The 15,283-nt window shown below is 32.5% G+C and carries 11 protein-coding genes; 6 read left to right on the top strand and 5 right to left on the bottom strand.

Features of this window, described 5'->3' with window-relative positions:
• Positions 1-2,020, bottom strand: a 2,020-nt coding sequence (locus HNQ90_RS06665; RefSeq protein ID WP_183822294.1) for a hemagluttinin family protein, incomplete at its 3' end; no start/stop codon positions are given.
• A 367-nt stretch (positions 2,021-2,387) separates the two neighbouring features.
• Between HNQ90_RS06665 and HNQ90_RS06660 the strand changes: the two genes are divergently transcribed.
• Genes HNQ90_RS06660 through HNQ90_RS06650 form a run of 3 tightly spaced genes read left to right on the top strand, consistent with a single transcriptional unit; the run spans position 2,388 to position 6,701 of the window.
• A complete protein-coding gene (locus HNQ90_RS06660; protein ID WP_144117096.1) occupies positions 2,388-5,426 on the top strand; it encodes a glycosyltransferase family 117 protein in 3,039 nt (1,012 codons plus the stop codon).
• Between the two features lie 49 nt (positions 5,427-5,475).
• Complete coding sequence (locus HNQ90_RS06655) at positions 5,476-6,030, top strand: NUDIX hydrolase (protein WP_144117095.1); 555 nt, start codon at positions 5,476-5,478, stop codon at positions 6,028-6,030.
• Positions 6,027-6,701: a PrsW family intramembrane metalloprotease gene (locus tag HNQ90_RS06650; protein WP_144117094.1), complete on the top strand. Its 675-nt coding sequence runs from the start codon at positions 6,027-6,029 to the stop codon at positions 6,699-6,701. The genes HNQ90_RS06655 and HNQ90_RS06650 overlap by 4 nt, the downstream gene beginning before the upstream one ends.
• Before the next feature lie 6 nt (positions 6,702-6,707).
• Here HNQ90_RS06650 and HNQ90_RS06645 read toward each other — a convergent pair whose 3' ends face one another.
• Positions 6,708-8,183, bottom strand: coding sequence for a T9SS type A sorting domain-containing protein (locus HNQ90_RS06645; RefSeq protein WP_144117093.1), 1,476 nt, complete (start codon positions 8,181-8,183; stop codon positions 6,708-6,710).
• Between the two features lie 180 nt (positions 8,184-8,363).
• Here HNQ90_RS06645 and HNQ90_RS06640 point away from each other — a divergent pair, with 180 nt between their 5' ends.
• The 3 genes from HNQ90_RS06640 (at position 8,364) to HNQ90_RS06630 (ending at position 12,023) form a co-directional block, all read left to right on the top strand.
• Complete coding sequence (locus HNQ90_RS06640) at positions 8,364-8,852, top strand: acyl-CoA carboxylase biotin carboxyl carrier protein subunit (protein WP_144117092.1); 489 nt, start codon at positions 8,364-8,366, stop codon at positions 8,850-8,852.
• A gap of 116 nt (positions 8,853-8,968) precedes the next feature.
• Positions 8,969-10,411: an acetyl-CoA carboxylase biotin carboxylase subunit gene (gene accC / locus HNQ90_RS06635; protein WP_144117091.1), complete on the top strand. Its 1,443-nt coding sequence runs from the start codon at positions 8,969-8,971 to the stop codon at positions 10,409-10,411.
• A gap of 61 nt (positions 10,412-10,472) precedes the next feature.
• Positions 10,473-12,023: an acyl-CoA carboxylase subunit beta gene (locus HNQ90_RS06630; RefSeq protein WP_144117090.1), complete on the top strand. Its 1,551-nt coding sequence runs from the start codon at positions 10,473-10,475 to the stop codon at positions 12,021-12,023.
• A 273-nt stretch (positions 12,024-12,296) separates the two neighbouring features.
• Here the strand turns inward: HNQ90_RS06630 and HNQ90_RS06625 are convergent, their stop codons facing one another.
• From HNQ90_RS06625 to HNQ90_RS06615, 3 genes are all read right to left on the bottom strand, one after another.
• Positions 12,297-13,910: a helix-turn-helix transcriptional regulator gene (locus tag HNQ90_RS06625; protein WP_144117089.1), complete on the bottom strand. Its 1,614-nt coding sequence runs from the start codon at positions 13,908-13,910 to the stop codon at positions 12,297-12,299.
• Positions 13,911-14,000: 90 nt separating this feature from the next.
• Complete coding sequence (locus HNQ90_RS06620; RefSeq protein WP_144117088.1) at positions 14,001-14,639, bottom strand: acyloxyacyl hydrolase; 639 nt, start codon at positions 14,637-14,639, stop codon at positions 14,001-14,003.
• A 7-nt stretch (positions 14,640-14,646) separates the two neighbouring features.
• A complete protein-coding gene (locus HNQ90_RS06615; RefSeq protein WP_144117087.1) occupies positions 14,647-15,261 on the bottom strand; it encodes a DEAD/DEAH box helicase in 615 nt (204 codons plus the stop codon).
• Positions 15,262-15,283 lie beyond the last annotated feature (22 nt).

Raw genomic sequence — 15,283 nt, 5'->3', positions numbered from 1 at the left:
AATCTTGCTCATCAGTATTATCTAAGTAACTTGATAAATCGATAGTGGTAGCTCCGCCTGAAATACTCAACACATCTGAAGCTATTGATAAATCTTGTTCATCTGTATTATCTAAGTAACTTGATAAATCGATAGTGGTAGCTCCTCCTGAAATGCTCAACACATCTGAAGCTATTGATAAATCTTGTTCATCTGTATTATCTAAGTAACTTGATAAATCGATAGTTGTTGTTCCGCCTGAAATGCTCAACACATCTGAAGCTATTGATAAGTCTTGTTCATCTGTATTATCTAAGTAACTTGATAAATCGATAGTGTTAGCTCCTCCTGAAATGCTCAACACATCTGAAGCTATTGATAAATCTTGCTCATCAGTATTATCTAAATAATCTGATAAATCGATAGTAGTGGCATCATTTGTTAAACTTAACACATTAGTTTCAGAATCTAATTCTAAATCTTGCGCGTCGGTATCAGCTTCAGATGCTATCCATTGAGTGCCATCCCAAGAATAAGGTGCTTTAATATCTGTGTCATAAACCAACAAACCAGCTTCAGATGTTCCTAAACTTGATCCTAATGTTGTTTTTTCTTCCGTTGTTAATCTATTTAACAATAATCCTTTAGTTATTCCTGTTAAATCTAATGATGCATTAGCATTAGGAGTATTTGTACCAATACCTACACTTAAAGGGTTTGTAGCACCTCCTAAAACCATAGTATTGTCATTTACTGCAGTTGCTGCATTACCAATAGCTACAGAATTATTGCCTTGTACATTTGCCGAATGTCCTATGGCTATATTGTTTGTAGGTAATAATGTTCCTGGATCTGTAGATGTTGCACCATATCCCAGTACAATGGTACCGTCAGCTTGAGCAATTGTCATGGATCCAATAGCAACAGCTTCTTGGTTATCTATATCTACAGAACGACCAATTCCAACCACATCATTTTCTTCAATATCAACTTGATCTCCGATACCCACAGAATAATCCGCATTGGCACTCCCACTACCTAAATTACCTATCAAAGTAGTATTATTACCTCTAACATCATGATCATGACCAAGAGAAATTGAGTATTGTCCATCATTAAACCCTCTGTTCCCAATCATTAATACATCATTATTGCTAGGCGTAGCATCATATCCAATAAAAATATCATTAGAACGGTTATTATTATCAAAGTTTGCTAAAGACCCCATTCCTACATTGTATTGGCCTTCTCTATTTGTAAAACCACAATAATACCCTAAATAGGTGTTGTGGTTTGCATTCGTTGTATTATTTGTTCTATTATTATCCCACCCTGACATGGCGCCAACAAAAGTATTGTAATCAGCATATTCTGTAGCCACACCTGAAGCAGCCCCAATAAAGGTATTATAAATACCTTCTCCGACATCTGTTCCTGAGGAATCCCCAAGGGCTGTATTATGATGACCTTCATCTACATCAAATAAAGACTCATTTCCTATACCAGTATTTCTATAACCAGTTTCACTCTGATAACCAGCTTCATTACCAACAAAGGTGTTTCTATAACCCGTTGTGTTATCATAACCTGCATCTTCACCTATAAATACATTTTCAAAACCAGTGGTATTTTTTGTTCCAGATTCTTCTCCCATAAATGTATTGTCATATCCAGTAGTATTATTCTCTCCAGATTCCGTTCCAAAAAACGTATTATCACCTCCTGTAGTGTTTAAACTTCCTGATTCATGACCTACAAATGTATTGTCAAATCCAGTAGTATTTTTGTGTCCAGCATAATATCCTATAAATGTACTCTCTGAGGTTGTATTATCTCTACCAGCTCCAAAACCAAAAAAAGTATTATGAATACCTGATGATAAAGAAGACCCCGTACTATCCCCATACATAGTATTGTAATCACCAGTTGTAATACTTACTCCAGAACCTGTTCCTGAGGTTTCATTAAGTGTTTGTGCCTGAATTCCTGTATATGAAAACAGAAAGACAGCTAAATAAATAAAAAAGTAATTTTTAATCATAATATAATTGATTTGGTTAATAGTTCTTTGATTTTTCTACTTCATAATTAAAATGACGACATATTTTATAACTAATATAATATGCTTTAATAAAAGCATTAAGAATTGGTAATTGGGTTGTTTTGATTAAAATAAAAACCAAAAACATGATTTACATTGGCTAATTGAAGTTTCAAATATATAGTTTAAAAGTGATTAAAGTAGGCTTTTTTACATAAAAAAGTTAATTATACCGGTAAATAATGCATTTAATCGATAAATAAGCGTCATTAGAAAAATAAATAATGTTTATATAATTCTTTTTTAAATACTTAAAAGGATACATTTATTTTTCTTTTATATTGCTAAAAATTTACCACTCTTAAATATGTTAAATATCAAAAGAATTGTCAATTTAATTCTTTTTACAGTTGTTTTTGTTGTTTATGGTATTAGCGCACCAAGAACCATTTCTTTTTGGGACAGTTCTGAATTTATAACAAGCAGCTATAATTTACAAGCATCCCATCCTCCAGGTTCTCCTCTATATACTATGTTTTGTAGTGTCGTTTTTCAATTTTTCCCTTCAATGCATATTGCTTTTATTTCAAATCTCATTTCTGCTTTTTTTGGAGCTTTAACCGTTTGTATAGTATTCAACACAACGTATTACATAACATCTAGTATACAGGACAAAAAAACAAAGTCACATAACGCTTATCTACCCTATTTAACAGGAATAACCAGTGCTTTAACCCTAGCTTTTTCCGATAGTTTTTGGACAGCTTCTACCGAAACAGAGGTCTATACTTTATCTTTTGCTTTAATGATGGGCATGTTTTACACCATGCTAAAATGGGCAAATGGCAACAACAAGAAAAAAGACACTCAACTTTTATTATTATTTGGATTTCTTTTGGGGTTAGCATCCAGCGTACACTTAATAACCATCACATTAGTTATCCCTTTAACTATTTTATTCACTTATAAAAAATATGGGCTGACACTAAAGAACACTATTTTATCTTTAGTTGTTGGTTGCTTTCTATTTGTTGTCATCTACTTATTAATTATTCAGGGTCTTATAAAAATGGCTCATTCATTGGATGTTTGGTTTGTAAATTCGTTAAGCTTTCCAATGAACACAGGCATTGTAGCTGCTCTTGCTTTTTTAATTATTTTATTCTCAATAACGCTTTGGACAACTTATAAAAAACAAAAAACCACATTACATACCGCTACGCTCGCTATTATCTTTTTTTTGATAGGATTGAGTTGTTACTTCATGCCTTTACAAAGAGCCAGTGCCAGTTCCACATTAGCTAATAATATTAACAACAGTAACCGTTTACTGCAATATATAAAAGGCGAACAGTTTGGTATCAATAACATTCCGTTTATTAAAGGCCCAACGTATAATGCGCCTATAGACAACAACACGCCTTTTATAGACGGCAAACCGACTTTAACCTTTGACAATAGCATGAATAAATACATGGTTGTTGACAATGGCGTTTATAAACACCCGAATTACTCCAAAGAATTTTCCATGTTTTTCCCTAGACTATTTGATTATAAAAATGAAAGCAGCTATAAAGCTTGGACTCCTATTAAAGGAACTCCTATTGACTATGAAGTAAATGGTAGTAACAAAACCATCTACAAACCAACATACACAGAAAATTTTAATTTTTTTATAGAATATCAAGTCAAGTGGCTAAACCTTCGTTACTTATTTTGGAATTTTGTTGGCAAACAAAACAGCTCTCATGGTTTGGGTCATATTAAACATGGCAATTGGATAAGCGGAATAAACAGTCTAGATAAATCAAGAATTGGAGATATATCTTCAATACCGGAGCGATATAAAAACGATAAAAGCAATGACGGTTATTATTTTTTACCTTTAATATTTGGTGTTTTAGGATTAGTTTCTATCCGTAAGAACAAACTATATCTAGCCACCACTTTTTTTACCTTTTTAACATTTGGAATAGGAGTTACCTTATACGTTAACCCTGTACCTTCAAGTATTTTAATAAGAGAACGCGATTACATATTTATTGGTTCTTTTGTTATTTTTTCGCTTTGGGTGGGTCTTTCTATTAATTTAATATTTAATTATTTAAAATTAATAGTCTCAAATAAAACAAGTATTTTTATTGCTTTTACAATCGTTTTTATTGCAGCTCCGTTGCAACTTTTAGCTAAAGGGTGGGATAACCATCAACGTAGTCGGGATACGTTTTCTTATGATCTTGGAAAAGCATACCTAGACGCCTGCCCTAAACAAGCCATACTCATTACTAATGGTGATAACATGACATTTCCGCTTTGGTATTTGCAGGATGTTGAAAACTACAGAACAGACGTTAGGGTTCTTAATTACGACCAATTAAATATAAACACCTATATTGAAAACTTAAAACAAAAAATACACGATTCCAAACCCATCACCTTCAACTTAAATAAAAAGCTTTATATAAATGGCTCCGACATACTGATTCCTTTAAAAAAAGAAACCGACAATGCGGTTAAACTAGACATTTTATTTCAGTTTTTACATGACAGCACTACACGCATTAACTGGAATGGAAAAAAGAAACACTATATCCCTGCCACTAAATTTTCAATTCCTACAGATAATTTCATTGCGCTAAATCCTGATGAATTTAATGCGTCCAAAACAAAATCAATAACTTGGGATTACAAGAAAGATTTCTATAGTATTAATGATTTGGTTTTATTTAATGTTATCAACAATAATTTTAATAACAGGCCTATATGCTTTGCTTTTAATGGAAATAAAAATCATTATTTAGGGTTAGACAACTACCTTGTTAAAAATGGGCTAGTTGAATATTTAGCTCCTTTAAAAAGAACAAATAATTCTTTAAACCCTAAAATAGTGAATACCAAAATGATGCTTCCTTATTTATTAGAAAAAGCAACATTTAAAGGATTCAATGATGAAACTATACATTTAAATTCTGAAAACAAATCTTATGCTCAAACTATATTAAGACCTAGCTATTATTTTTTGGCTCAAGCACTTTTAGAAGAAAATAAAACAAAAGAAGCTATTAAGGTTCTTGATACATGCTTTTCTTTATTCCCAGACAAGAGCGTTGCTTATAAACAATATGCATTTGCACTGGGTAAATTATACTTTAAAGCTGGGTTAGAAGAAAAAGGAGTTCATATATGTCAATTAGCCATTAATAATATTTTAGAAGAATTAGAATGGATTACTTCTTTGTCACCTCCTAACCCAATAATCAATGTAATACATGCCGAAAAATTAAAAAAAATGTATATGCAAATGCAAAATCAATTTTCTGGAAACACAAAAGCTTTAGATACTATTGAAATGAAAAAAATTGATGAAACATATAACCTATGGAAGCAACAAAATTGGCCTTATTAAAATATTTGTTATGCTTTTTTTTAAAAATTATAAATAGACAAAATTTAGAATGGACGAATATTTAGATATTGTTGATGCCCATAGAAAACCCACAGGGAAAACCGAGTTAAAATCGGTTATCCATGCTAAAGGGTATTATCACAATACGGCACATATTTGGTTTTACACCAAAGACTGTAAAATACTACTTTCCCAGCGTTCTGCTAAAAAAAACATTTGTCCCTTACTCTGGGATGTTTCTGTAGCAGGACATATTGATGCTGGCGAAACTATAGAATCTGGAGCCATTAGAGAGGTTGAAGAAGAAATTGGGCTATCTATTTCTGAAAAAGCACTACACAAAATTGGTGTTTTTGAATGTTTCCAGTCTTATGATAATGGTATTATTGATAATGAATTTCATAATACGTTTATTGCGGAATTAAATGTGCCACTGGAAAAATTAGTAAAACAAGAAGAAGAGGTTGAAGCTTTAAAATTAGTATCTTTTGAAGCGTTTAAAACTCTTATTGCAACCATAGGTCATAACAATAACCATTTTGTACCTTCCAATAAAGCCTATTACGATCTTGTTTTAAAAGCTATAACTAAACAAATAAAATGAGTTTATTACTTGTAGCCATTGCTCCTGTTTTTATAATTATACTTTACATTTATTTTAAAGATAAATATGAAAAGGAACCTAGACGACTACTCCTTTATAATTTTCTGCTTGGTGCCGTTGTTAGCATTATTATCACTTCTATTTTGTATTATGTTTTCGACATAGTTTTACCGCTAACCAACAAAACAAGCATATTTGAGCAATTTATAAAAGCATTTTTTGTTGTTGGCTTAATTGAAGAGTTTAGCAAATACATAATTATTAGATATTTTGCACAATCTAAAAAAGCGTTTAACGAACCTTTTGATGGTATTGTTTACGCCGTAATGGTATCGATGGGTTTTGCTGCCACCGAAAACATTTTTTATGTTGCAAATGGAGGCTTCCCTACTGCCCTAGCCCGAGCTTTTACTGCTGTTCCAGCTCATGCTACTTTTGGCATTATTATGGGCTATTATATGGGTAAAGCTAAATTTTCGAACAACAAAGTGGCGTTAAACTTAATTGGATTATTTTCGGCCATACTATTTCATGGCGCTTACGATTTTTTCTTGTTTATAGACTTTGTTCCCGGTATTTGGGTTGGTGCTTTTTTGTCTTTATTTATTGGTATAATGCTATCTAGAAAAGCTATTAAAACGCATCAAAACAGATCTCAGTTCAAAATTTAAACAGCCTTACTTTTTAATAAATTTTATCGTTTTAATAGTATTTCCGGTAGTAAACGTTGCGAAATATAAGCCGTTTGCAATAAAACTAATATCCACTTCTTCTTCGTTTAAGAAACGGTTTTTATAAACAACTTTACCAGAAACATCCTTAATGCAAAAGTCTATATCTTGATTTAAAGATGATGCTAAATGCAATGTATTACCTGCTGGATTTGGATATACACTCATGTTTTCATTTTCCACTGAAATGCTAGTACTAGATAACGTATAACTAGCTAATTCTGCAACATAGGTGTCTACCGAGTCGCCATCAACAGCGCCACTCCAATCGCTTGCAAATAATAATCGTGTTCCTGTTGGACTAATAGTTACATGAGGTTCTCCTGCATAGCTAAAAGGAGATTCATCACTTCTATGATGCGCTACTCTATAAACATCGGCATCCGTTTCGTTAACCTTAGCTACAAATAGTTCTTGATCTAAAAGTTTAACGCCATCACGCTCAAAACCTAAACAAGAAACTGCAACCCACCCATCTTCTAAATTTTTATGTGCCAATGCCGAAATGTGAGTTCCCGACTTAGGGTAATCATAATCGGTATAACTAGTTACAGCAAAACAATTACCAGTTGTGGCATTGTGCGCCACTAAAGTACCTTGGCAACCGCCATATCTTCCTTCTTCAAAATTAACATTGTAATAAGCATCATCTCCATTGCCTAATTTACCTAAGCATGAATGCTGAATACCATTAACGTTTAAATTTCTAACAAATTGGCCACTACCGTCGTAAACCGCACCTTTATGAAAAAATAAGTTGCCACTAGGAAACGGCATTGGCGCTGTATATTCAATATTTGCAATATTAAATTGCGTTAAACTTTGGGTAGAAATCCTGTAATAATAAGCAGCATCATTGCCACATCTAAACGCAAACACATCATTATCCCACGACATCATTTGTATATCATTACCGCCTGTTAATCCATTTGCAGGAGGACAACCACTTAACGTTCTAATATTTACAAGTATCGTCTTTACTTGTGTTTGCACGTTATAGCTAATTAAATCGTCATTATTCCCATCCATATAAAAGAACACATTAGGGTCTGTAAACGACCAGAAAATGGTTTCAATATCATCGGGAAATACATCGGATAAATTTCTAATAAATGTATAATCGGTACCGTTTAAAAGTTGATGTACACCACCTCCGTAAACAATTAATAAACTCTCATCGGCATTCCAAGCCTGTATAGTGCTATACATAGGTTTTACGTAATTCCCTGCAGTGGCTTGAGTAATGCGTCGTATTTGAGTGCTAGTAAAAGACGGATCGGTTACAGCTTCCAAATAGTCTGGTTTGTCCAACTCTTGCATGGGGTGTTGCACCAAATCATTGGCTATATAACCTTGTCCTAAATTTTGAGAAAAGCCTTGAAATACAGTAAAAAAAAGTAGTAAAAGCGTAATTTTTTTCATGGAAACACCTATTGTAGTTATTTAATAGTTACGGTTTAAGTTGAAATTTAGATTGTTTTACTTTCTTTTTTTTAAGAAAATTAAAACAGATTCCAAAAACCAAAGACTTTTTCTTACTTAAATATTTTCTATTTTATACTTATATTTACTAGAATTAATATCAGTTCTTATTACAAACGCATGGATAAAAGTTATAAAGTAAAAGTTAACAACACAATTGATTTCAATATTACTAAAGATGAACTTTCTAACCTAGACGTGCATCAAACTTCAGAAAACAGCTATCATATTTTACAAAATAATAAATCTGTTAAAGCAGAAATAACAGAAGCCGATTTTAGTAATAAAACCTACCAAGTAAGCATAAGAAATCATAGTTATAAGGTTAGCATTTCTAATAAGTTGGATATATTAATAAAAGATATGGGGCTTTCTGCTAAAACAGCAAAACAAATAGATTTTATTAAAGCTCCTATGCCTGGTTTAATATTAGAACTGCATGTTGAAGCTGGACAAGAAGTTAAAGAAAATGACACCCTATTTATACTTGAAGCTATGAAAATGGAAAATAGTATTAGCTCACCTAGATTGGGGATTATAAAATCTATTTCTGTTAAAAATGGTGATGCTGTTGAAAAAAATCAACTTTTAATTGAATTCGAAAATTAAAAAACATCGCGATTACAAGGATTTTAGAATGCATATATAAAGTTCTTATAATTTATTATTTGTGATAAAAAAATAAGATTTTCTTCCCCCGAGGGAATGACAAAAAATATTTATTAATGAAAAAAATACTAGTTGCAAACCGTGGTGAAATAGCCATAAGAGTAATGAAAACGGCTCAGAAAATGGGTATAAAAACGGTTGCTGTATTTTCTACTGCCGACCGTAATGCACCCCATGTAAAATTTGCCGATGAGGCTGTTTGTATTGGCCAACCGCCTTCTAATCAATCGTATTTAAAAGGGGATAAAATTATTGAAGTAGCCAAACAATTAGATGTCGATGCTATACATCCTGGATATGGTTTTTTGAGTGAAAATGCCGCTTTCGCTGAATTGTGCGAAACTAATAACATCATTTTTATTGGTCCAAAATCGAAAGCCATTAAAATAATGGGAAGTAAACTTGCTGCAAAAGATGCAGTAAAGGCATATAATATTCCTATGGTTCCGGGTATTGATAAAGCAATTACCGATGTAAACAAAGCCAAAGACATTGCAAAAACTATTGGTTTTCCTATATTAATAAAAGCATCTGCTGGTGGTGGCGGAAAAGGTATGCGCGTCGTTGAAAAAGAAAGCGAATTAGAATCGCAAATGAAACGTGCCATAAGTGAAGCCACTTCTGCCTTTGGAGATGGCTCTGTGTTTATTGAAAAATATGTTAGTTCGCCAAGGCATATCGAAATTCAAGTTATGGCAGATAGCCACGGTAACGTTTTACATTTTTTTGAGCGAGAGTGCAGTATACAGCGTCGCCATCAAAAAGTAGTAGAAGAAGCACCTTCTTGTATTTTAACGCCTCAATTACGAGATAAAATGGGGGAAGCAGCTATAAAGGTTGCTAAAGCTTGCGATTATTTAGGTGCTGGAACAGTAGAATTCTTATTGGACTCCCACCATAATTTCTACTTTTTAGAAATGAATACACGTTTGCAAGTAGAACATCCAGTTACCGAGTTAATTACTGGTGTCGATTTGGTAGAACTACAAATTAAAGTAGCTCGTGGAGAAGCGCTTCAAATAGAACAAAACGACTTAAAAATTAATGGACACGCCTTGGAATTGCGTGTTTATGCTGAAAATCCTCTTAATGATTTTTTACCTAGCGTTGGGCATTTGGATATTTATAAAATACCTGAAGGCGAAGGTATTCGTGTAGATAACGGTTTTGAAGAAGGTATGGATATCCCTATTTACTATGATCCAATGCTTTCTAAATTAATCACCTTTGCTAAAACCCGGGAAGAGGCCATTCAGCTTATGATTAAAGCCATTGAAAATTATCACGTTAAAGGTATAGAAACCACCCTACCCTTTGGTAAATATGTATGTGAACATGAGGCCTTTCGTTCTGGAAATTTCGACACCCATTTTGTAAAGAACTACTATTCACCTGAAGCTTTAAAAGCTGAAACAGAAAATGAAGCGAAAATAGCAGCTTTAATAGCTGTTAAACAATATATTGAAGATCAGAAGTTATTACGCCTACCTATAAAGTAAGCGGTAAGCAAAAACATAAAAACCATTTAACTTTGCGCCTTTGCGCCTTTGCTAAAAAAATATGGATTCGAGACAAGACAAAATAGACAACCTCAATAAACATAAAGCACTCTCAGAATTAGGAGGTGGACAAAAGCGCATAGATAAACAGCACGCTAATAAAAAACTAACGGCTAGAGAACGTATTAATTATTTATTAGACGAAGGTTCGTTTGAAGAAATTGGTGCTTTAGTAACACATAGAACCACCGAATTTGGCATGCAAGACCAAATTTATTATGGCGATGGTGTAATTACTGGTTACGGTACTATAAATGGTAGATTGGTTTATACTTATGCTCAAGATTTTACGGTATTTGGCGGTTCTCTTTCTGAAACTCATGCCGAAAAAATATGTAAAATAATGGATATGGCCGTAAAGGTGGGAGTACCAATTATAGGACTTAACGATTCTGGAGGCGCACGTATTCAAGAAGGTGTGCGATCGCTTGGTGGTTATGCCGATATATTTTATAGAAACGTACAAGCATCGGGTGTGATTCCGCAAATATCGGCAGTTATGGGACCTTGTGCTGGCGGAGCAGTTTACTCACCAGCAATGACCGATTTTACCATTATGGTAGAAAACACAAGCTATATGTTTGTAACCGGACCAAATGTTGTTAAAACCGTTACAAATGAAGAAGTTACCAGCGAAGAGCTTGGTGGTGCTGAAACGCACGCTACAAAATCTGGAGTAGCACATAAAACTTCAGAAAATGATATTGCCTGTCTTGAAGATGTAAAACAGTTACTAAGTTATTTACCGCAAAACAACACAGAAACTGCTAATAAGCTAGATTTTAAACTAGAGGATGAAATTCGAGATGTTTTATCGGATATAGTACCAGAAAGCTCTACCAAGCCTTATGATATGAGAGCGGTAATTACGGGTATAATAGATGAAGATTCATTTTACGAAATTCATAAAAATTACGCCGAAAGTATTATTGTTGGGCTTGCACGATTAGGCGGTCGTAGTATTGGTATTATCGCTAATCAACCTATGGCCTACGCAGGCGTTTTAGGTGTTAATAGCTCAAGAAAAGCGGCTCGTTTTACACGTACTTGCGATTGTTTTAATATACCATTACTCGTTTTAGTTGATGTTCCAGGATTTTTACCAGGAACAGACCAAGAATGGAATGGCATCATAATCCATGGCGCAAAGCTTTTATATGCGCTTAGCGAAGCAACAGTGCCAAGAGTAACCGTTATTACCAGAAAAGCTTATGGTGGTGCTTACGATGTTATGAACTCTAAACACAGTGGTGCAGATTATAACTACGCATGGCCTGGAGCAGAAATTGCTGTAATGGGTGCAAAAGGTGCAAGTGAAATTATTTTTAGAAAAGAAATCGCAGAAGCAGAGAGTCCTGAAGAAAAATTAGCCGAAAAAGAAGCTGAGTATGCCGAAACATTTGCTAATCCTTATAAAGCAGCGCAACGTGGTTTTATTGATGAAATTATACTGCCAAAAAATACAAGACGTAAACTATTAAAAACTTTTGCTATGCTAGAAGATAAAAAAGTTGAGATGCCTAAACGTAAGCATGGTAATATTCCTTTATAAAAAAAGAAGCCTAATAAATTAGGCTCCTTTGTTTCACTTCAATATTAAGATCTACAATTAAAATCTTAATAAACCTCAATTTTTATTCTTGTCTGATAATTAAAACTATTTTGAAACACAACCAACCCAGTATTTCAAACTAAATCTTTAATTAACAATTAAACAAGAAATTGAATTAATAATAGCAATCCAAATATCTTAAATTTCTATAAAATGGAGCAATAAATAACTACTCAATTATTACTCATTTTCACAAAAAACAAGTAAAAACACTTAATTTGTAGTATTTACACTTAATGTATCAGAAAATGTCCGCTCCAGAAACTCAAGTAAAGTTTCTTCCTCATTATTAAATTCTATTTTTTTAGAAATTCTATAACGTCTACTTTCAACAGATCTAATTGTTGTATTTAAAAAAACAGCAATCTCTTTATTAGAAAAACCCATTAGTAAATAATAACAAATTATTGTTTCCGTTTTTTTAAGCTGTGGATAGTCGGTTTCAATTTTTTTAAAAAACTCAATGTTGAATTCATTAACCAATTCCAAATGGTTACCTGTTTTATCTAATAAAGTGGAAGAGTTAATATGCAAATTTCTATATAATTCTTTTATTTTATCTTTTTGAAACTCTACACCTTCAGAAATCGAAATTTGTTTTATCTCTTGTTTTAAATTTTTAATATAAGTTTCTAATCCATAAACCTTTGTGGTAAGCTGATCATTATTAGACTTTAAATAAGATAAATTATTATTGGCATCTAAATTATTAACAAGCAATTTCTTTTTCTGCTTTTTGTAAATTACAAAGCAAAAAATACTAAAAGCTAGTAATACAGCTACAGAGACTCCGCCTAAAACACTGCTTACTATTTCATTTGAATCTCCCTTTTCTACTACATCCGAATCTTCTAATAAAAAGGAATCATTTATTTCTATACTCCCCTCAATAGTTTTTTTATATAAATGGCTTTGAAAGGAAAGCAAGGAATCGGTATAAACTTTAGAGATCTCAACTTCTCCTAGATGTTTATAAAATTCTGAATAAAGCCTGTAGTAATCCTTTAAAACATCTACGGCTAAATAATCTGTCACTTTGGATGTTTCCTCTAAATAAAAACGCGTGGAATCTAATTGCTTATCCTTGAAAAAATTATCAGCAAAACTACTATTTATAGCGCCTTCAAAAGCAAAGTAATTTAGCTTAATAACCTTTGGTTTTCCTTCTAGCGCTTTAAATTTCTTGAAATATTTGTGAGCGTGATTGAAATCCTCCATCCAAATATAATTTGAAGTAATCATGTACAAGGCAAACATCTGGTAGTAGGGATCCTCGCTAACTGCTTTATATGTATCTAATTTATCTAGTAAAAAGCGATTACTTTCCTCATGTTCCCCATCAAGATACTTTGCATAAGCCTCTACCTGTTCAACCTCAAATATACCATACTCCTTATCGCAATTTTTGTAAAAATCTCGTGCTTTATCCAAGTAAGGATAAGCCATAGAATACTTATCCATAAAATACAAGTTAGAAAACATACTCACACAAACCTCGCCAGCAATGCAGTACTCCTTCTCTATTTCTCCAAATTTAATAGCCAAATTAACGCATTGATAGTACTCTGCAAACTCATTAAAATCGTCATGAATAATCGCCTTTAATGAATAATATTCGGCCACTCTACCAGGAATATAATTTTCTACAGGTTTAGGGATATCTTCGAGAAAGCTAAGTGCTTTTTCTGTATTATCATCAAGATAAACGTCTGCAGAATCAACTAAACGATAAAACCCTTTTTCTGACTGACCATAACTAAATAAAGTGTTCGCAAAAACAATAAGGCTAATGCTTAATAATTTGAGAGAGAGACTAGTTTTTAGCATGTATATAACTACAGTTTTATATAAATATAAAAAAAGATATGTAAAAATACACAAATTGTAATAAATCGGTAAAATATTACAAAAATAATCTTAAAAATTATACAAAATAGACACTTCAGAATTGGTCGTATTGTGTCCGCCATTTGGCTGTTTCATTTCTAGGTTTGATGTATGCCTAACCGAGTATCTAAAATCAAATCTTAACTTATCAATATCGTAAGACATCCCTAAACCAAAAATATCAGAAAATGCAAAACCTTTTGCTAAGCGTTCGGTCGCTTTATCGGCTACCATGGGTCCTAAACTACCAATAGCATATGTACTTACACCACTAAATATTTTATATCTAGCTATAATACCGCAGTTTAAAACATATTCTTTTATGGTTCTTTTTTGGGTATATAATTCGGTTAATTCCTCATAATTTTCAGCATCAGAAGGCTTAATATAATAACGGTTTAAAAGTTGGTGTTCTACAACATTAAAACTAGGTTCTAAATTAATTTCGAAAGCCCATTTTTTCTTGTCTTTAAACCTGTAATTAATCTGAATTTTGTAAAAATCGACCTCATGGGTATAATCGTCGGCATTAAAAGGATATTTATTTTGAGATCCTGTACCGTATGTAAATCCTAACATTACTTGCTCTTTTTTAATTTGGGTAAACCCTAAAAAAGAACAGAGCATAAACACAGCCATAAGACCATGTATCTTATTTTTTTGCTTCATTGAAATTTTATTTAGAAGTAATAACTTGTGCGTTATACATAAATGAATCTTGCCAACGCTCGAATCGTGTATCAAATTTAGTTGAAAACACTAAGTATTGACATTTACCAATACTTTCTGGTGTTCGGGCTATTTCCCCTAAATTGTTGTTTTGAAACAAAAATTCGGCATCTTCAACAATAAACATTTGTATTTTATTCAAGTTTATTCCGTTTAGATAATACAGTTTATTTAAACGTTTAGGAGTTGCAATAACAATATCTACACCATCATAAATTTCGTTACGCTGATCGTCAATATTTTTTTGATCGTAAGCACAATAAACCCTTAAATCTGTTCCTCTTAAATATCCATTAAATTCTAATTCTAAATTTAAAGCTGCTTGTTTGTCTTTTACAAAAATTAAAGCTCTAGGTGCATCTTCAAACGCTTCTCCTTTTAATTTCTGAATAACACTTAGCACGATACTTGTTGTTTTTCCTGAGCCTAGTGGTGCAATGCAAAACAAGCTTGCCCCTCCTTTAATTTTGGGTAAAATAGATTTTTGAAAAGGTAAAGGACTATTAAAACCCTTAGTTTCTAAGGCTTCTTTTAAAGGTTGAATAAGTTTTTTAAAGGACATATAAGGCATAAATAAAATAGAA

It is taken from the genome of Algibacter amylolyticus (genome assembly GCF_014202225.1).
In the GTDB taxonomy this organism is placed as follows: Bacteria; Bacteroidota; Bacteroidia; order Flavobacteriales; family Flavobacteriaceae; genus Algibacter_B; species Algibacter_B amylolyticus.
The sequence above is the reverse complement of the archived record's forward strand: the minus strand, read 5'-3'. Positions and strand labels throughout refer to the sequence as shown.

Excerpts from the sequence above, each read along its gene's own strand:
- HNQ90_RS06630 (WP_144117090.1), top strand. The coding sequence starts at position 10,473 with ATGGATTCGAGACAAGACAAAATAGACAACCTCAATAAACATAAAGCA.
- HNQ90_RS06650 (WP_144117094.1), top strand. The coding sequence starts at position 6,027 with ATGAGTTTATTACTTGTAGCCATTGCTCCTGTTTTTATAATTATACTT.
- accC (WP_144117091.1), top strand. The coding sequence starts at position 8,969 with ATGAAAAAAATACTAGTTGCAAACCGTGGTGAAATAGCCATAAGAGTA.
- HNQ90_RS06645 (WP_144117093.1), bottom strand. The coding sequence starts at position 8,183 with ATGAAAAAAATTACGCTTTTACTACTTTTTTTTACTGTATTTCAAGGC.
- HNQ90_RS06615 (WP_144117087.1), bottom strand. The coding sequence starts at position 15,261 with ATGTCCTTTAAAAAACTTATTCAACCTTTAAAAGAAGCCTTAGAAACT.
- HNQ90_RS06660 (WP_144117096.1), top strand. The coding sequence starts at position 2,388 with ATGTTAAATATCAAAAGAATTGTCAATTTAATTCTTTTTACAGTTGTT.
- HNQ90_RS06655 (WP_144117095.1), top strand. The coding sequence starts at position 5,476 with ATGGACGAATATTTAGATATTGTTGATGCCCATAGAAAACCCACAGGG.
- HNQ90_RS06620 (WP_144117088.1), bottom strand. The coding sequence starts at position 14,639 with ATGAAGCAAAAAAATAAGATACATGGTCTTATGGCTGTGTTTATGCTC.
- HNQ90_RS06625 (WP_144117089.1), bottom strand. The coding sequence starts at position 13,910 with ATGCTAAAAACTAGTCTCTCTCTCAAATTATTAAGCATTAGCCTTATT.
- HNQ90_RS06640 (WP_144117092.1), top strand. The coding sequence starts at position 8,364 with ATGGATAAAAGTTATAAAGTAAAAGTTAACAACACAATTGATTTCAAT.